Raw genomic sequence first — 17,572 nt, 5'->3', positions numbered from 1 at the left:
TTTTCACGCGCCGGCTGCAATCCCGTCACATTGTGCGTTTAGCGCCGGGCTTTGTGAAGGAAACGTTTTCCCGGTCAACCAAAGTTAGTTCCGTGAAATCAAGCGAACCTTCTGAATGAAAAACTCTATTCAGGACCCATAAATGAAAAAATGGATGTGTGTGGCCGTCGCCACCTTGTGCGCAACCGCCGCAACGGCGGAAGAGCGACACTTTGTCTGCGTCTCAGACCGCGACGGCAGCGAAGTGCGCCTCAACAGGGCACCGGAGGGAGACAAGGGCAACATCGAAACTACGAACATTTCCGGCGATGCCATGGTGCTTAAAGGCGTTGGCAACATGACGTTTGTCTATATCGAAGGCGCGGACGTCATGACCTTTGTCGTCCACTATGACGACATGTCTTATGATCTTTCAGTCAAAGGCCCGCATGCCGGTACCGATCACGGGACATGTAAAGAAGTCTAAGCGCTCTCTCAGAGCGTCCCGAAACAAATCGGGGCTATTGAGGATAATATCTCAAGAAATATCAAGAGGATGTGAGCACATGCTCACTCCTCTTTTTTTTCGCATGATATCGTCTAGGTCAGATAAGGGCGACACAGGTAATCGCTCGTTCTTCACTCTCAACCACCCGCATTCCAGCAGAAACCCCAATCTGGAAAGCGGAGCAAACCACCAAGAGACACCATGAAAAATCTGACTGCACTGACACTCGCCCTTCTCGCCCCCTCATTTGGTTTGGCAGCTGGTTCCGGACCGCTGGACGGTGCTGATTTTGTCGTGACCTGCGTCTCGGACACCGATGGTAGTAGCGTTACTCTGGCCCGTTCGGGTGCGACTGATACCGGCTTCATCGTAACGGACACAATTCGGGGTGAAGCCAAGATTCTACCGGGTGTTAACTCGCTGACGTTTCGCCACATCATGGACAAAGACGTGGTCACTTTTGTCGTCGATTTCGACGACCTAAACTATGACATGTCCATCAAGGGGCAGCACACTGCAAACGACCGAGGCATTTGCGATGACCCCGTAAGCTGACAAAGCGATAACTCTCTCACATTCCGGCCCTTTCAGCCCAAAAAAGGGAGCGCAAATTGTTGTGTCTGACATAAGCGTCGTGCCATAAAGCCGCACCCGGACAGTGAGAAGAATTGATGGACTTACTAAACGCGCTTGTTGCGCTTTCGAACTTTGTGATCGTGCCTGCGGTTGCTTACGGCAGCCAGTTGGCTCTGGGGGCGCTGGGGGTCACGCTCATCTACGGAATCCTGCGGTTTTCGAATTTTGCCCATGGCGATACGATGGCCTTCGGCGCGATGATTGCCGTGCTGGTAACTTGGGGAATTCCATTGCTACTCGCATGGATTCTAGAAATGCAGTTTGGGGTTCTATTCTTGGTGTTGGCTTGGTTGTTGACACCATTCGGAGTAACCGGTGGTCCTCTACCAACTGCTCTCGTTTCGTTACCTTTTGCCATTCTCGGCTGCATCGTTCTGGTTCTGATAACCGACCGGCTGGTCTATCGGTTCTACCGGGAACAAAAGGCCAAACCGGTGATCCTTGTGATCGTTTCTATGGGCGTCATGTTCATCATGAACGGCCTTGTTCGCTTTATCATCGGACCGGATGACCAAAGGTTTTCAGACGGCGCGCGCTTCATTATATCCGCCCGTGATTTCAAGGCGATGACCGGATTGCGTGAAGGGCTTGCGATCAAGACCTCTCAGGGCATCACTCTGGTAGTTGCCGTTATTGCGGTGGCGCTGCTGTTCTGGTTCCTCAACAAGACCTGCACGGGCAAATCGATGCGAGCCTATTCCGATAACGAGGATCTGGCGCTGCTCTCGGGTATCAACCCCGAGCGCGTTGTGATGATCACCTGGATTATCGTGGCGGCATTGGCGACCACCGCTGGTGTTCTTTATGGTTTGGACAAGAGCTTTAAACCGTTTGTCTATTTCCAACTTCTGCTGCCGATCTTCGCCTCGGCCATTGTCGGCGGTCTTGGCAACCCGCTGGGCGCCATCGCGGGCGGGTTCATTATCGCGTTTTCCGAGGTCACCGTAACTTATGCGTGGAAAAAAGTGCTGACTTACGTCGCGCCAGAAAGCCTGGCGCCTTCGGGACTAGTGCAATTCCTATCCACCGATTACAAATTCGCCGTCAGCTTTGCCATCTTGCTGATCGTGCTTCTGTTCAAGCCTACCGGCCTGTTTAAAGGGAAAGCGGTATGACCGAGTCTGTCAAAAACACGCTGCTTTTTGTTGTCGTTGGCGGCTTGATCCTGCTGACCGGTTTCACACAAAGCTGGAACTCCGCAATCCTGATCCTGAACATGGGGTTGATCTCGGCCATCATGGCGATTGGGGTGAACCTACAGTGGGGATTTGCTGGCCTCTTTAATGTCGGCGTCATGGGCTTTGTGGCGCTGGGTGGTCTGGCTGTTGTGTTAGTATCGACCGCTCCAACACCCGGTGCGTGGTCTTCGGGCGGGTACGGCATCGTTCTTTCCTTGCTTTTGGGGGCTGCGACCGTTGTGGCGGCAGTGCTGGTGGCGACCCGGATGCCTAAGGGCCGCGCCCAAACCTTGACGATTGTCACCATTCTTATTGTAGGCTTCTTTGTTTACCGCGCGGTATTCGATCCCAGCGTGGCTGGTGTTGAAGCAATCGATCCGGCAGTTGCCGGCAACCTCGGCGGTTTGAACCTGCCGGTCCTCGCGGCCTGGCCTGCGGGTGGTCTGTTGGCTGCTGGTGCGGCATGGCTGATCGGAAAAACGGCGCTGGGTCTCCGCTCGGACTACCTGGCAATTGCAACGCTTGGCATTGCCGAGATCATCATTGCGATCATGAAAAACGAAGACTGGCTGGCCCGGGGCGTCAAGAATGTCTACGGCATCCCGCGCCCTGCCCCCGTGGTAGGCTACGAGGTCGAACTGCAGAACGATCCCGGCTTTGTCGCGCGCGCCGATTGGTTCGGGTTGGACCCCGTCATCGCATCGACGCTTTCGGTCAAACTGGGCTATTCGCTGCTGTTCATGATCGTTCTGCTTGCTTTGCTGTGGATGGTGCAAATGGCGTTGAAAAGCCCGTGGGGCCGCATGATGCGCGCCATCCGCGACAATGAGGTCGCGGCAGAGGCTATGGGCAAAGATGTCACCCGCCGCCACCTGCAGATATTCGTTCTCGGCTCGGCAATCTGTGGCATCGCCGGTGCGATGATGACAACTCTGGACGGGCAACTTACGCCGGGCACATACAATCCGCTGCGGTTTACGTTCCTTGTCTGGGTGATGGTCATTGTGGGCGGTTCAGGCAACAATTTCGGTGCTGTTCTGGGCGCATTCCTGATCTGGTTCCTGTGGGTTCAGGTCGAACCAATGGGGTTGTGGTTCATGAGCCTGATCACATCGAGTATGCCAGATGGCAGCGCGCTCAAATCTCATTTGATCGACAGCGCCGCGCATATGCGGTTGTTCACCATGGGCCTAGTCCTGCTGATTGTTCTCAGGTTCAGTCCAAGGGGTCTGATTCCGGAAAAGTAAGATCACAATCCATCAATTCATGAAACCGCGCCAACTGACTGGTGCGGTTTCTTGATTTTGTTGGGTATACAGATTAGACGAAGCCCAGTACCGACTTGATCCAGCCGTCTTTTTGGCCACTATTTACGCTAAATTGACGCTTGGCACGCGATCATTCGGGAAACATACGAGTTTAAGAAGAGTGCACATGAATACTTCCCTAACCAAGACAATCCTTATCGTCCCGCTGATTTTCACGCTGGCCGGCTGTATACCTTCACCCGAGGATCTGGAATCCACCCCGGTCAAGGTGCAAACGCCCAAGGGCGAAGTCACCTGTCAGCTGTATCGTCTGGACCGGGTGACCTGGGATCGGGCGATCAACTTCCCGGCAACCAAGATGTCGGTTCCCGAGGCGGATGCCTACTGCCGCCAAGAAGGTCAGCGCCGTCTGAAGTAACAGAATGCGTGCCGGGTAGAAGGTTTCTGCCCGGCACAACCCTTATCTGGCTTTGAACAAACCGCCCAGAATGCCGCGAACAATACGGCGTCCGGTTGTTCCTTTCAGTTCCTTGATCACGGCCTCGCTCATCGCGGTTGCGAACGTGTCTTTCTTACGCATCACGCGAGAGGATGACCGCCCGACCCGGCTGCCGGAATAGCGTCTTGCTGTCGCAAATTCACGCTCGGCCGTGGATTGTGTTTCCAACTGTTCTTCGGCTTCGGCCGCTGCTTGCGCTGCTGCATCTGCGCGGGACTGAAGGATTTCAAAGGCAGATTTCCGGTCCTTCAACTGCCCGTATTTCACTTTCATCGCTGACGCATCCATCAGCGCCTTCCGCTCGGCCTTGGTGATTGGCCCCAGTTGCGTTCCGGGCGGGCGGATCAGAGTGCGTTCTACGATCCCTGGCACGCCTTTTTTCTGCAACATCGAGGTCACGGCCTCACCGACACCAACTTCACGGATCGCTTCTTCGGTGTCGAAGGCTGGGTTTTCTCGATAGGTTTCTGCTGCAAGCCGCAGGTTCTTGCGATCCCGCGCCGTGAATGCGCGCAAGGCATGCTGCACCCGGTTGCCCAGCTGGCCAAGAATGTCTTCCGGAACGTCCGCCGGATTCTGCGAGATAAAATAAACACCAACCCCCTTGGAGCGAATGAGGCGGGCGACCTGTTCGACCTTGTCCACCAGAATCTTGGGCGCATCATCGAACAGCAAATGCGCTTCGTCGAAGAAGAACACCAGTTTGGGTTTGTCCGGGTCGCCAACTTCGGGCAGTTCTTCGAACAGCTCGCTTAGCAGCCACAGCAGGAATGTTGCGTACAGACGCGGTGACCCCATCAGCTTGTCGGCAGCAAGGATGTTCACGACGCCCTGCCCGTTTTCATCCACGCGCATAAGATCGGCCAATTCCAGCGCGGGTTCACCAAACAGTTTGGTGCCGCCCTGGTTTTCCAGCACTAGCAGGCGGCGTTGAATAGCCCCGATCGAAGCGGTTGAGACATTGCCATAGCGCAAAGACAACTGAGCCCTATTTTCCCCAATCCAGACCAGCAAGGACTGAAGGTCTTTGAGGTCTAATAGCGGTAAGCCCTCTTCGTCTGCCACCCGGAACGCGATGTTCAGAATGCCCTCTTGTGCTTCGCTCAGATCCATCAGGCGCGACAGCAGCAGAGGTCCCATCTCGGTTACTGTTGTACGAACGGGATGTCCCTGTTGCCCAAACAGATCCCAGAACGTAACCGGGCATGCGCCATACGCATAGTCGGCAAAGCCGATCCGCTGGGCGCGATCCTGAAACGCCTGGTGAAGCTTGTGGCCTTCGCTCCCCGCCTTGGCCAGACCGGACAGGTCCCCCTTGACGTCAGACAGGAATACCGGAACACCGGCTTGGGAAAACCCCTCGGCCAGAATTTGCAGTGTCACCGTTTTACCTGTTCCCGTCGCTCCCGCGATCATGCCGTGACGGTTGGCATACTTCAGCGTCAGCGACTGCGGCTGGCTGTAGTCGTTTCCACCGCCGCCCAAGAATATGTTTTGGTCCATGAATGTAAGGCCTTATTTCCACCGATCTGCGGCCAGCATACAAAGTTAACCTTTAACTGCGAAAGTCTAATTGCTGCCCACGTCGCTAAGGTTACGGGGCGGCATATTTCCTCCCTGTCGACTGACCGCGCCTTCCGGCGCGGTTTTTTTCACAAATCATGGCCGTTACATTAAAATTTCAGGTTTTCAGTTGACCGATGCCCCTGCCTTTCGTAACGTCTGCGCATAAATAAGTCGGCCAGTCCGACGGGGAGAAAATTTTTAGAAGGGAGCCGCTCCACCGGCTCCCTTTGTTCTTTTTGCCGTAGCGCTAGATTTCCGATAACCCGGCGAAAAACCGTTCACATGTTGAAATGACCCACCTTAGCCCCTGACAGTGTGGGACAAGGGTGATAGACGAGTGAAAAAGTCCAACATAAGACCGAGGCAATCATGATCAAGAACACCCTTTCAGTCAGCCTGGTGACCGCTTCGTTGTGGTGCGGAGTCGCATACGCTCAGGAAACGACGCAGGAAACTGAACAACAACCCCAGACCTCGCAAACTCAGATCGGCAACGATCTGGACCTGGGTGAAACCGGTCCGCGTAACGGCGAACAATACGTCAAGGAAGAAAAAGGCGACTGGGCGATCCTGTGCATCAAGACCGATGCCGACGAAGACCCCTGCGCGATGCGTCAGATCCTGACTGGCGAGCAAGGCCAGCCGATCGCGGAAATCACTCTGGAAAAACTGCCCGAAGGCGTGGCCGCGGTTGCCGGAGCAACTGTGGTTGTCCCGCTAGAAACGATGCTACAGGCGCAGCTGGCGCTTTCGATCGATGGTGCTCCGGGCAAGCGCTATGACTATCACCACTGTAACCCCGTTGGCTGTGTCGCGCAGATGGGCTTTACCGAGGGCGACGTGGAGGCAATGAAGGTCGGAACCAAAGCGACCTTGTCGCTTGTGTCAGTTCTCGCACCAAACCAACTGCTGCAACTTGAAGTATCGCTGTCAGGCTTTACAGCAGGTTTTGAAGGCTTGAAAGTTCTGCAGAACTGAGGTTTCGCTAAACTAAAGAAGCCGTCGGGATTTACCGGCGGCTTCTTTGTTTGAAATCAGATTTTAAATGCGTTTTAAGGCAATTACCGCATTCAGCCCGCCAAAAGCAAAGGCGTTGCTAAGTGCTACGTCCACTTTCGCCTCGCGGGCTTCGTTTGGCACGACATCCAGCGCGCATTCGGGGTCCGGCTCTTCATAGCCGATGGTCGGAGCGATCACCCCATCCCGCAGTGCCATGATACAGGCCAGCAGTTCGACCGCGCCGGTGCCACCGATAAGGTGGCCGTGCATCGACTTGGTCGAAGAAATCATCAGCTCGTCTGCATGGGGGCCAAAAACACCGGCCACGGCCGCGCATTCCGTCTTATCATTGGCCGCGGTGCCGGTTCCATGCGCGTTGATATATCCAACACTGTCCGCGCTTAACCCTGCATCCGCAAGCGCGCCCGACATGGCACGCGCAGCGCCCTGTTTGCTGGGCATGACAATGTCCGACGCATCTGACGACATCGCAAAACCCACAACCTCACACAGGATATCAGCCCCACGGGCGCGGGCGTGCTCGAATTCTTCGAACACGAAGACACCTGCGCCTTCGCCCTGAACCATGCCATTGCGATTCGCGCTGAACGGGCGGCAGGCGTCCTTGGACATGACACGCAGCCCTTCCCAGGCTTTAACACCACCAAAACACAACATCGACTCTGACCCACCGGTCAGCATCGCCGGAGCAGCACCGCTGCGTACCATCTGGAACGCCAGCGCCATTGCGTGGTTGGACGAGGCACAGGCCGTCGACACCGTAAAACTTGGCCCTTTGAGATTATGCTCCATCGAGACGTGGCTGGCCGCTGCATTGTTCATCAGCTTGGGAACGACAAACGGGTGCACCCGGTTTTTGCCATCCTCGTAAACGGAACGGTAGTTGTCATCCCAAGTCGAAACGCCGCCGCCAGCGGTTCCCAACACAACGCCGGAGCGGGCGGCAATATCTCCGTGGAATTCGATCCCGGATTGATCAATCGCTTCCTTGGCCGCCGTCAGCGTGAATTGAGTGAACCGATCATACAGCGTCATTTGCTGGCGATTAAACCGCCCCTCAGCCTCGAACCCGCGGACCTGACCACCAATCTGAATGGCCAGTCTTTCAACATCGCGAAATTCAAGCGCAGAGATACCGCAGCGCCCTTCGCGCATAGCCTCTAACGTATCAGGCACCGAATGGCCCAGTGAATTGATAGTACCGGCCCCGGTGATAACGACGCGTTTCATAGGATTATGTCAGACCTTTTCCGACACCAGCTTTTGGATGCCGGTGATGATGGCCGCGACGTTCGAGATGTCAAAGTCGCTCGCGCTCGGCTCGTTTGCGTTGAACGGAATCGAGATATCGAACTCTTCCTCGATGGCAAAAATGCTCTCGACCAGTCCAAGGCTGTCGATACCCAGATCTTCGAGCGTGCTTTCGGGTGTCACATCCGACGGCTCCAGCACGGCCTGCTCTGCAATGATTGCGATGACGCGGTCGCTGATGCTCATGTCGATCCTCTAATTATCATGTTGTGGTTGATTTAATCGCTCGGAGGCTGTTTGGAAACAGCCTTTTTCAGCGCCTCAACGTCACGTGCCAATCTCGGCAGCCGGCGCTGTGCTTTGTAAATGTCTGTATGCGTTTCCATTCTGATGGCCGGATACCCCATAACCACACGCCCTTTGGGAACGTTGGATAGGATTTTTGAGCCCCCGCCCGCAATCACACCGTCGCCGACAAAGATATTGTCGGACACTCCAGTCTGCCCGCCCAAAACAACGTTGTTTCCAATTTCAACGGATCCGGACACACCGGATTGCCCGCATAACAGGCAATCCTGCCCAACACGTGTGTTGTGCCCGATATGAACCTGATTATCGAGCTTGGAGCCATCGCCGATGCGTGTATTCCTAATGGTTCCATTGTCAATGGTGCAATTCGCACCGACTTCGACATCATCGCCAATCTCAACGGCACCCAAAGAATGAATACGGAGCCAGCTCTGCGCCCGGGCTTCACCCTGATCGCCCATGGATTTGCGGGCGTTTTCCACGCCTGATACCTCGGGCGTCACAAAGCTAAAACCGTCACTGCCGATCCTAGCGCCGGGTTGCGCAATAAAACGATCACCGATCTGAGCCCTTGCTCCGATACTCACCATCTCGCGCAGAAATGCGTCGTCGCCCAAAACGGCATCCAGACCGATCACGCAATGCGGGCCGATGACCGCATTCTTACCGATACGCGCACCGGCACCAACAACCGCCAAAGGACCGATCGAGGCACCCTCGCCTATCTCCGCCGTTGTGTCGATTACGGCAGAGGGGTGAATGCCCGGCCGAACTCCCTGCCCGCGATCCAGCATTGCCGTGATACCTGCCATCGCCATGCGTGGACGCGGCACAAAAATCGCGGCCTCCAGCCCCAGAGCCTGCCAATCCGCACCTTCCCACAAAACGGCGGCGCGGGCGGCACCCGTGCTAAGCGCGTCCGCGTATTTCGGCGACATCGCCATTGCCAGGTCAGACGGCCCGGCATCGACCGGTTCTGCGGCGCGCTCTATAACAAGGCCAAGTTCACCCTGACAGTCCGCGCCCAAGGCTTCGGCGATTTGCTGAATAGTGTACTGCATGACGGGCTTCCCGAATTAAGGACCTGCCCCCGGTGATTACCCCTGAACGTCCGGCAGGGCTACCCCTGCTTTCTGCAGAGCGTCCCAGATTTTCCGGTCCCGGTCATAGACATCGCGGCGGTACTGAACCTCACCTTTCGGACCGACATAGGCGGTGCGATAGATCAGATGAACCGGAACATGCTGTTCCAGCGGGACAGTCGTTTCCTTTCCAGACGCCAATATCCGGTGGAAAAACGCCTTTGGGTCCTCTTCCTGTTTGGCCAAAAGCGCATAGGCAAACTCGAAGGGTTGCGCCAACCGGATACACCCGTGCGAGAACGCTCGCGTCTCACGTGCAAACAGAGATTTCTGAGGCGTATCATGCAGATAGATGTTGTACTTATTGGGGAACATGAACTTTACCAGCCCCAGCGCGTTGCTTTTGCTGGGGGGCTGACGCATGGCAAACGGGAAGTTTCTGGTGTTAAACTGGGTGAAATCAACCGCGCCCCGATTAACCAGACGACCACTGCGATCCGTGATCTGGATGTGGCCAACGGCGTTCGGATTTGACTGCAGTTTTGGCAGATATTCCTTGGTGATGATCGAGCGCGGCACATACCAACTGGGGTTGATGACCATATGCTCCATCTCGTCCGAAAACTCCGGGCTGCGACGGTCATGCACGTTCTTGCCAATCACGGCGCGGGTTTCAAAGGTAACCCGGCCATCGTCCACGATCTTAGCTGAAAAGTCGGCCTGGTTGACCAGAATGTGCCGCTCACCCCGTTCACGCGGCAACCAGCGTTCGCGTTCCAGTGCAACATAAACGGCCTTCAAACGCTCGGACGCCGTGCGGTTAAGCTCGGTGATCGTGCCCTCACCGGCGACACCATCGGTGGCCAGACCGTGCGCCTGCTGGAAGTCTTTAACAGCAGTCAGCATTGCCTCATCGAATTCGGGACTTGCGGTCGGGCTTAGATACCCCATTGTAATCAGACGGTTACGAAGCTTAATTACATTAGGTCCGGTATCGCCATATTCCAACTTACCCACAGGCACACCAGCACCCCAACCGCCTTGGTTGACCAATGCCTCAAGCGCGATCTTCTGTTTCATCAACGCGCGGTACTGGGTGGATTGCGGTGCAAGCAGATCGAAATACGCGTCACCCTCCGCAGTAAGTAGGCCCTGCAAATGGTCATTGGCCGACCGACGCGACACTGTGCGGACCAGCCCATCATCAATCTGCGCAGGACGCAATGCGCCTGAATACAGATCACTTGCATAGCTGACAAACGCCTTGCTTAATTCGATTTCAACCGCACCCAAATCCCGCAGCGATCTGGCGTCCTGCATTTTTGATACGATCGACTGAACGTCAAAGCCCCCTTCGGGCAAGCCATGCAGGTTTGTGGAAGATAACGCCTTTATCAACCGCGCTCTGCGCGTTTCATGCTCAGGCGTGTCGCCCACCCATATTGGGGCAAAGGCGTTGGTACGATAGAATTCTGCCAGACCTGAACCTGCAGGCGCAAACTCGGCCACAGCCATTTGAAATGCCGTTCCGGGTGCAGACTGGGCACTTGCCACAGAGGCAGACGCCGTAATGCAAGCGGCGAAGATAAGACTTTTAGGCAACCGATAAAGTGCTCGCATGGGATGACCTTGATTATTCAATACTTTGCGCGTTCTGAGGCGCGTTCCGAATGAATATGGTTTTCAGCTGGACGTTTTGTCCATTCACAAATACATCAATCCAAAGCATCCATCCGAGCCTGATGCGCGTTTGCATCGGCTGCGTTGCGCCAACGCCTAATTGCCTCAATACTATACCGATTTGCATCACCTGCGCAAAAAATCGCCGAAAATTCCCCCTTGAAAAGATGAATGTGAAAGATTTCTTGGCTGGCATTTCGTACTGTGTCATAAATCCCGCATCTGGGATGGGTAAAAATTAAGATCGTGCGCGTAACATCGTGTGCAGGCAGGAACAGTACGGGACGAAACGAAATGACCACGAGCAGTACATCGGGCTTGACCCGGCGTGCCCTATTGGGCGCATTCGCTGCAACAGCAGTTGTAGCAGCACCGACTTATTCCAATGCAGCAGGTTTTTTGCGCGGTGGCGGCGATATTCGTCGTATCCGTATGTATTCGGGCCGCACGGGCGAACGGCTTGATATGATATATTGGGTTGACGGAAAATACATCAAGGACGCTGTTAAAGAAGTGAACCACTTCATGCGCGACTGGCGTACTGATCAGGCCAAATCCATGGATCTGCGCACCATCGACATCATGGCAGCCTCTCATAATCTTCTGGACGTGAATGAGCCCTACACTCTTTTGTCCGGCTACCGTTCCCCCCAAACCAATGCAATGCTGCGGTCTCGTTCGCGTCGTGTGGCCAAGAACTCGCTGCACATGAAAGGCCAGGCTGCAGACTTGCGCCTGTCCTCCCGTTCCGTATCCCAGATGGCCAAAGCAGCCATGTCCTGTCGCGCTGGCGGTGTCGGCAAGTATCACCGCTCGAACTTTGTCCATATGGATTGCGGCGAGGTTCGCAGCTGGGGCGGCTAAAAGGCGCCCAAACTGTTTTCAACGACGAGCGCCCTTGGGCTCTCTTTGTCTTTAGGCGTATGGATCACATTTTTTTGCCCGGAAATCGGATCGCACGAACGGCTTCAATCCGAGCAATGACGCCAGCGTTTGAGGGGTTCCAGGGGATGGTGGCGACAACGTTTGCCGATTGAAAGCGACGATCAGATCATCGCAGGTTCAAAAGCGATCCGCGCTGCCTCTGTACTTACGGGTTCAAACCCGCCTCGGTTTTAGACAAGTAATCAAGCTCACCTGCCGTGCTGTCCGCATGACGGCGTGTTATTGCCACCTGGTTCCATCAGATCGGCGCAGGCTGGCTCAAACCCCCGAATTGAAATGAATTTCTGGGAATTCCCCTTTGATCACTGATAATTTAACTTCATCTAAGCGACACATATTTCAAGGAGAACCCCATGTCGCGTACTCTCATATTAGCTGTTATCGTCGCCGGACTTGGCGCCGGAGCTTACTATTACCTCAATCAACCCGAACCCACGCCAGCCGAAAGCCTGCAATCGGCAGCCCAGGACGCTGGTGCGGCCGTAAATGATGCCGTGGATGCCGCCACCGAACAGGCGAGCGAAGCCGCATCTTCCATTGCGGACCAGGCCACCGAAGCGGCCGAACAAGCCGGACAGGCGGCCACCGATCTGGCCGACCAGGTCGGAGATCAGGTCGCGTCCCTCGCTAATCAGGGGCAAGACTTGCTGAATTCCTGGATCGAAGAAGGTACGCTTTCCGTCCAGAATTTTGATTATGACGCCATGGTAGCTTCGGTTCAGGATAGCCAGTTGTCACAGGACCTGAAAACAAAAGCCTTGGGTATCCTGGATGAAATCAAGGCATCCCCTCAGTTGATTGCTCAAAAGATCGAAGAGCTGCGCACGCTTCTGACTGGACAACAATAATTTCTGGGGGCCGTTCTATTTTGAGCGGCCCTTTTTCTTTACCGGGCGCGCATTCCCGTTACGTCAGGCGCAACTCTGATTGACGTCTCAGCACCCGTTTGATTGGCTGCCCCTAAATCCAACGCAACACCACTTGCAGCAGACCTGTTCTGTGCTGTGTCCGCACAGGAGATAGGAGACATAATGACCACCCTGCCCCCCCCAAACATGTTCGCCGTCATTCAAACCCATGACGGCTATTCCGGATCGGCCACAGGTCCTTTTATCGAGGATGCCGCCGATTGGCTGGCCGAGGCCGAGCTTCCCGTGCCCGAACCTGGTCCCGGTCAGGTGCTGATCAAATTACGGACGGCGTCGGTGAATCCATCCGATCTCCACTTTATCAAGGGAGAATACGGGCAACCGCGTGTCAAAGGCACGCCCGCCGGGTTCGAAGGCTGTGGCGACGTGGTGGCCACCGGCACCGGTGCCGAAGCGTTGCAGGGACAAAGGGTTGCCTTTGTGGCGGCTGGTTCCGGGGCGTGGGCGGAGTATGTCGTGACGCAGGCGCTGATGTGTATCCCACTGCGACCCGATATCTCAGACGAAGATGGTTCCGCCCAGGTCATCAATCCCATGACGGCGATGGCCATGGTGGACATCGCGCGGGGTGCGGGCGATGCTTTTGTCGTTTCGGCGGCCACCAGCCAGTTGGGCAAACTCATGTGCTCATTGGGGCGCGATTTGGGACTGAAACCCATCGCAATCGTGCGTCGGACCGAGGCAGTTGAATCCTTGAAGGAACTTGGCGCTCATGAGGTCTTGGTCACGTCCGACCCGGACATGATACAGAAATTCGCAGCGCTCAGCATGGAACTAAAACCACGTGTCTTTCTGGATGCCGTGACGGATCAGGTTTCCGAGCAGATTTTCTGTTCAATGCCCAACGGTGCACGGTGGGTCGTCTACGGCAAGCTCAGCCCCGAATTGCCAAAACTGACACAGACCGGTCAGTTGATCTTTATGGGCAAGCGGATCGAGGGGTTCTGGTTGACCAAGTGGATGACGTCAACGCCTCCGGCGGACCAGATGAGAGTTGTTGGAGAAGTACAGGCCCGGTTTGCTGACGGACGCTGGAAAACGGATGTTTCTGAACGGCTTGGCTTGCGCGATGTGGTGGCAAATCTGGCCAATGCTCTGAAAAAGAGTGACGGGAAGGTGATTATCACGCCATAGTAGAACAAAGCCCCGGACGAAGGAGGATGTCCGGGGCGTAAGGAACGCCGGGCCAACCGGCATGGGAGGACAAACTTGGATAACGCACAGCTGCTGATCAGCGGGCTGGCGAATGGCTGTGTCTACGGCCTGATCGCGCTTGGCTTTGTGCTGATTTACAAGGCCACCGAGGCAGTGAATTTCGCGCAGGGCGACTTCATGATGTTGGGCGCCTTCGTGACGATCGGGCTTACGAATACGGAGTATATGGGGCTGCCCTTCTGGATGGCCTTACCGATTTCATTGGGGATCATGGGCGCGTTGGGCTACTTGCTTGATCGCCTGATCATCCGGCGTTTGTTTGGAGAAAGCCAAACGGCAGTTGTTATCCTGACCATCGCTTTGGGTTTCGTAATCCGGTTCGCAGCCGGGTTGATCTGGGGGCACGAGCCGCAGACGCTTCAAAACCCGTTGGCCGGCAAGGAAGTCCGCTTTGGCGGGCTGGTGCTGGGGATGGAGGACGTCGCCGTCATCGTCGTGACCATCTTGCTGACCTGGGGGCTGTATGTTTTCTTCAGTCGAACCAAGCTGGGTCTTGCGATGCAGGGCGCGTCGCAGAACCAGTTGGCGGCGTATTACATGGGAATACCGGTGAAGCGTGTGCAGGGCTTTATCTGGGCTCTGGCGGGGGTTGTCGCGGGGATTGCAGGCATCTTGTTCGCGGCCAAGGGGTCTGTCGATCCAACCACCGGTTTACTCGGCATCAAGGCCTTCGCCGCAGCCGTAATCGGTGGCTTTGGAAGCCTTCCGGGGGCATTGGCTGGCGGGCTGATCGTCGGCGTGATTGAACCCTTTGCCAGCCGCTACATCGCGGCAGGGTACAGTCAGATCGCGCCTTATGCGCTGCTGCTGGCGGTGCTGATCTTTCGCCCAAACGGGCTGTTCAGTCAGGTTCGGGTCAAGAAGGTCTAAGTCATGCGGATTGTGTTCAAAACCAACTACATGCAGGATATCCGACCTTGGAAGGACGCGTATCAGCTTTGCCTGTACTTGATCTTGCTGGCGATTGTCGCCGCCGCTCCGTGGTGGCTGGACGACTTCTACCTGGGTGAACTAACAAACGTGCTGATCTGGGCCATCGCGGGCCTGGGGTTGATGATCCTGACGGGTCACACAGGGCAAGTCAGCCTAGGTCATGCCGCGTTTTTGGCCTTTGGATGCTACGCCAACGTCATTCTTCTTGAAGCTGGCGTGCCGTTCCTGATTGCCTTCCCCTTGGCTGGTATTCTGACCGGGTTGGCCGGAGTGACGGTTGCCATCCCTGCCCTGCGACTGCACGGCATTTATCTTGCGATCTTCACAATGGCCCTGTCCATCCTGATGGATGACGTCATCGTTCTGGCCGAGCCGATCACAGGCGGGGTCGCGGGTAAATACCTGGGCGGCGTTGAGATTTTCGGGTTTCTCGTCGACCGATGGGGCACTCCGGTTCAATTTTTCTGGCTAGTCCTAGGCGTGGCGGTGCTGGTGACGCTTGGCTACATCAACCTGTTGCGCGCGCCTTTGGGGCGTAGCTTTATCGCTGTTCGGGATTCTGAAGTGTCGGCACAGGCCATGGGCGTGGACATTGCCCGGACCAAGATGATCTCGTTCGCGCTGTCCTGCGCGGTCAGCGGATGGGCGGGCGCGTTGATGGGCATGTTCTCGGGTGCATTCAACAATGAGACGTTCAGCGTCCTGATCTCAATCCAGCTACTGATGATGATCGTGATCGGTGGTCTGGGATCCATCCACGGCGCGTTCCTTGGAGCAATCGTGATCGGGTTCCTGCCCCAGTTCCTGTCGATATCAAAGGAGTACGTGGGCGCAGTGTTTGGTGGCAATACCGTCGCCATCCCGGGGTTGGAGTTCGGTATCTTCGGTATGATCCTGATCGCCTTCATCCTGTTTGAACCGATGGGCCTGTACGGGCGCTGGCTGAAAATTCGCACGTGGTTCGAGCTGTTTCCCTTCTATCGCAAGGACATGTTCAAGCGGCAAAAGTCCTACCTCAAGACGGAGCGCCTGAGATGAGCCTTCTTGAGTTCGAAAACGTCACTCTGAAATTCGGCGGGCTGACAGCGGTCAATGATCTGTCTTTCGAAGTCGAGGAAGGCGAGGTTTTCGCCATCGTTGGCCCTAATGGTGCAGGGAAGTCCACGGTCTTCAACCTGATCTCGCGTTTCTACGACCCTTACGCAGGCAAAATCCGTTACGACGGGCACGACTTGCTTAAGGCCAAACCGTCCGGCGTTGCTGCATATGGTGTGGCGCGGACATTTCAGAACATCGAACTCTTCGAGCATGCGACGGTCTTGCAGAACCTGCTTGTCGGACGGCACCGCCACCGCAAAACCAACATGCTGTCCGAGGTGTTGTTTCTGCCATCCGCACGACGACAGGAACTGGAGAACCGTGAAAGGGTCGAAGAGATTATCGACTTCCTCGACCTGCAGGCGTTTCGGGACAAAATGATCTCGGGCCTGCCCTACGGCGTGCGTAAGGTGGTCGAGGTGGCCCGCGCACTGGCCACCGATCCCAAGCTTTTGTTGTTGGACGAACCGGCCTCGGGTCTGTCAGTCGAAGAAACAACGGACATGCGCTGGTGGATTGACGATATCCGGCGGCAGATGGGGATCACGGTACTGATGGTCGAACATGATATGGGGCTGGTTTCCGGCGTCTCGGATCGCGTTCTGGCAATGGCGGACGGCGCAAAACTGGCGCTGGGAACACCTGCTGAGGTTCAGTCGCACCCGGCGGTGGTCGAGGCCTATTTGGGGAAAGCCTCATGAGCGAGCCCATCCTGACAATCCGCAACATCGAAAGTTTTTATGGTCCGATCATGGCGATCCGGGGTGTTTCTCTGGATGTTCATCAGGGCCAAATTGTATCGATCCTTGGCGCCAATGGCGCGGGCAAGACCACGCTGATGAAAACCGTTTCTGGCGTGATGGATCCGGAAAAGGGCAAGATCACGTTTGAAGGCGACGAAATTCAGGGGTCCGAGCCACATAAGGTCGTGCAGAAAGGCATCGTTCATGTGCCCGAAGGGCGTGAGGTGTTTCCACTGCTGACGGTCGACGAAAACCTCAGCCTTGGGGCCTATACCCTGAAGGACAAGGGTCAGATCGATCACGATCGGGATCTGGTGTTCTCATACTTTCCGATCCTCAAGGAACGTCGCAATCAAGAGGCAGGAACCTTGTCCGGCGGACAGCAGCAGATGTTGGCGATTGGCCGTGGGTTGATGGCCAGCCCAAAGATCATGCTGTTGGATGAACCCTCGCTTGGTTTGTCACCGCTGCTGGTTCAGGAAATTTTTGGCATCCTCAAACGACTGAATGACGAACAGAGCATGACCATGATGCTGGTCGAACAGAACGCCAACGCCGCCCTGGAACTGGCCCACCATGGCTATGTGATGGAGGTCGGACGCATCGTCATGGACGGCGCTGCAGATGTTCTGATGCGGTCAGAGGACATCCAGAATTTCTATCTGGGCGTTCAGGAAGAAGGCGCGCGGGAAAACCGCCGTTGGAAGCGGAAAAAGACGTGGAGGTGAGACAG

18 protein-coding genes are annotated in these 17,572 nt (G+C 55.8%); 13 read left to right on the top strand and 5 right to left on the bottom strand.

The genetic code is table 11. The features are described from left to right. The first annotated feature begins 142 nt into the window (after positions 1-142). The 5 genes from AC2FIB_RS03340 to AC2FIB_RS03320 all read left to right on the top strand — a co-directional run bounded on the left by AC2FIB_RS03340 (position 143) and on the right by AC2FIB_RS03320 (position 3,987). Positions 143-466 carry a hypothetical protein gene (locus AC2FIB_RS03340; protein ID WP_496733217.1) on the top strand — a complete coding sequence of 108 codons (324 nt, stop codon included), beginning with the start codon at positions 143-145 and terminating at the stop codon, positions 464-466. A 222-nt stretch (positions 467-688) separates the two neighbouring features. Further along, positions 689-1,042 (top strand): hypothetical protein, encoded by a 354-nt coding sequence (locus tag AC2FIB_RS03335; RefSeq protein WP_496841728.1) that lies wholly within the window; start codon positions 689-691, stop codon positions 1,040-1,042. A 116-nt stretch (positions 1,043-1,158) separates the two neighbouring features. Next, positions 1,159-2,238 carry a branched-chain amino acid ABC transporter permease gene (locus tag AC2FIB_RS03330; RefSeq protein WP_496841727.1) on the top strand — a complete coding sequence of 360 codons (1,080 nt, stop codon included), beginning with the start codon at positions 1,159-1,161 and terminating at the stop codon, positions 2,236-2,238. Next, on the top strand, positions 2,235-3,548 hold the full coding sequence (locus tag AC2FIB_RS03325) for a branched-chain amino acid ABC transporter permease (RefSeq protein WP_496841726.1): 1,314 nt from the start codon (positions 2,235-2,237) through the stop codon (positions 3,546-3,548). The genes AC2FIB_RS03330 and AC2FIB_RS03325 overlap by 4 nt, the downstream gene beginning before the upstream one ends. A 187-nt stretch (positions 3,549-3,735) precedes the next feature. After that, on the top strand, positions 3,736-3,987 hold the full coding sequence (locus tag AC2FIB_RS03320; protein ID WP_496841725.1) for a hypothetical protein: 252 nt from the start codon (positions 3,736-3,738) through the stop codon (positions 3,985-3,987). Between the two features lie 42 nt (positions 3,988-4,029). Here the strand turns inward: AC2FIB_RS03320 and AC2FIB_RS03315 are convergent, their stop codons facing one another. After that, positions 4,030-5,571, bottom strand: a complete 1,542-nt coding sequence (locus tag AC2FIB_RS03315) for a helicase HerA-like domain-containing protein (RefSeq protein WP_496841724.1) — start codon at positions 5,569-5,571, stop codon at positions 4,030-4,032. A gap of 432 nt (positions 5,572-6,003) precedes the next feature. Here AC2FIB_RS03315 and AC2FIB_RS03310 point away from each other — a divergent pair, with 432 nt between their 5' ends. After that, the gene (locus tag AC2FIB_RS03310) at positions 6,004-6,612 is read left to right on the top strand and encodes an invasion associated locus B family protein (RefSeq protein WP_109311523.1); all 609 of its coding nucleotides are present in this window, start codon (positions 6,004-6,006) and stop codon (positions 6,610-6,612) included. A 63-nt stretch (positions 6,613-6,675) separates the two neighbouring features. On the opposite strand, the gene AC2FIB_RS03305 is transcribed toward AC2FIB_RS03310, so the two are convergent. Genes AC2FIB_RS03305 through AC2FIB_RS03290 form a run of 4 tightly spaced genes read right to left on the bottom strand, consistent with a single transcriptional unit; the run spans position 6,676 to position 10,916 of the window. Beyond that, entirely contained in the window at positions 6,676-7,884 is a 1,209-nt protein-coding gene (locus tag AC2FIB_RS03305) for a beta-ketoacyl-[acyl-carrier-protein] synthase family protein (protein WP_496733212.1), read from the bottom strand. A gap of 9 nt (positions 7,885-7,893) precedes the next feature. After that, the gene (locus tag AC2FIB_RS03300; protein WP_058271604.1) at positions 7,894-8,151 is read right to left on the bottom strand and encodes an acyl carrier protein; all 258 of its coding nucleotides are present in this window, start codon (positions 8,149-8,151) and stop codon (positions 7,894-7,896) included. A 32-nt stretch (positions 8,152-8,183) separates the two neighbouring features. Then, positions 8,184-9,275 carry a UDP-3-O-(3-hydroxymyristoyl)glucosamine N-acyltransferase gene (gene lpxD, locus AC2FIB_RS03295; RefSeq protein ID WP_496733211.1) on the bottom strand — a complete coding sequence of 364 codons (1,092 nt, stop codon included), beginning with the start codon at positions 9,273-9,275 and terminating at the stop codon, positions 8,184-8,186. 36 nt (positions 9,276-9,311) lie between these two features. Then, a complete protein-coding gene (locus AC2FIB_RS03290) occupies positions 9,312-10,916 on the bottom strand; it encodes a L,D-transpeptidase family protein (RefSeq protein WP_496733210.1) in 1,605 nt (534 codons plus the stop codon). 354 nt (positions 10,917-11,270) lie between these two features. Here AC2FIB_RS03290 and mepK point away from each other — a divergent pair, with 354 nt between their 5' ends. From mepK to AC2FIB_RS03255, 7 genes are all read left to right on the top strand, one after another. After that, the gene (gene mepK, locus AC2FIB_RS03285; RefSeq protein ID WP_113790634.1) at positions 11,271-11,840 is read left to right on the top strand and encodes a peptidoglycan L,D-endopeptidase MepK; all 570 of its coding nucleotides are present in this window, start codon (positions 11,271-11,273) and stop codon (positions 11,838-11,840) included. Between the two features lie 434 nt (positions 11,841-12,274). Next, positions 12,275-12,769 carry a hypothetical protein gene (locus AC2FIB_RS03280; RefSeq protein WP_496841723.1) on the top strand — a complete coding sequence of 165 codons (495 nt, stop codon included), beginning with the start codon at positions 12,275-12,277 and terminating at the stop codon, positions 12,767-12,769. A 183-nt stretch (positions 12,770-12,952) separates the two neighbouring features. After that, complete coding sequence (locus tag AC2FIB_RS03275) at positions 12,953-13,984, top strand: alcohol dehydrogenase catalytic domain-containing protein (protein WP_496733209.1); 1,032 nt, start codon at positions 12,953-12,955, stop codon at positions 13,982-13,984. A gap of 75 nt (positions 13,985-14,059) precedes the next feature. Next, complete coding sequence (locus AC2FIB_RS03270) at positions 14,060-14,935, top strand: branched-chain amino acid ABC transporter permease (RefSeq protein ID WP_058277918.1); 876 nt, start codon at positions 14,060-14,062, stop codon at positions 14,933-14,935. A 3-nt stretch (positions 14,936-14,938) separates the two neighbouring features. Further along, positions 14,939-16,036: a branched-chain amino acid ABC transporter permease gene (locus AC2FIB_RS03265; RefSeq protein WP_496733208.1), complete on the top strand. Its 1,098-nt coding sequence runs from the start codon at positions 14,939-14,941 to the stop codon at positions 16,034-16,036. Then, positions 16,033-16,797: an ABC transporter ATP-binding protein gene (locus AC2FIB_RS03260; protein ID WP_496733207.1), complete on the top strand. Its 765-nt coding sequence runs from the start codon at positions 16,033-16,035 to the stop codon at positions 16,795-16,797. The genes AC2FIB_RS03265 and AC2FIB_RS03260 overlap by 4 nt, the downstream gene beginning before the upstream one ends. Then, positions 16,794-17,567: an ABC transporter ATP-binding protein gene (locus AC2FIB_RS03255; RefSeq protein ID WP_496733206.1), complete on the top strand. Its 774-nt coding sequence runs from the start codon at positions 16,794-16,796 to the stop codon at positions 17,565-17,567. Before AC2FIB_RS03260 ends, AC2FIB_RS03255 begins: the two co-directional genes overlap by 4 nt. The last annotated feature ends 5 nt before the right edge of the window (positions 17,568-17,572 follow it).

Source organism: Ruegeria sp. YTSA072 (genome assembly GCF_059610285.1).
This window is presented reverse-complemented; position numbering and strand designations above follow the sequence as displayed.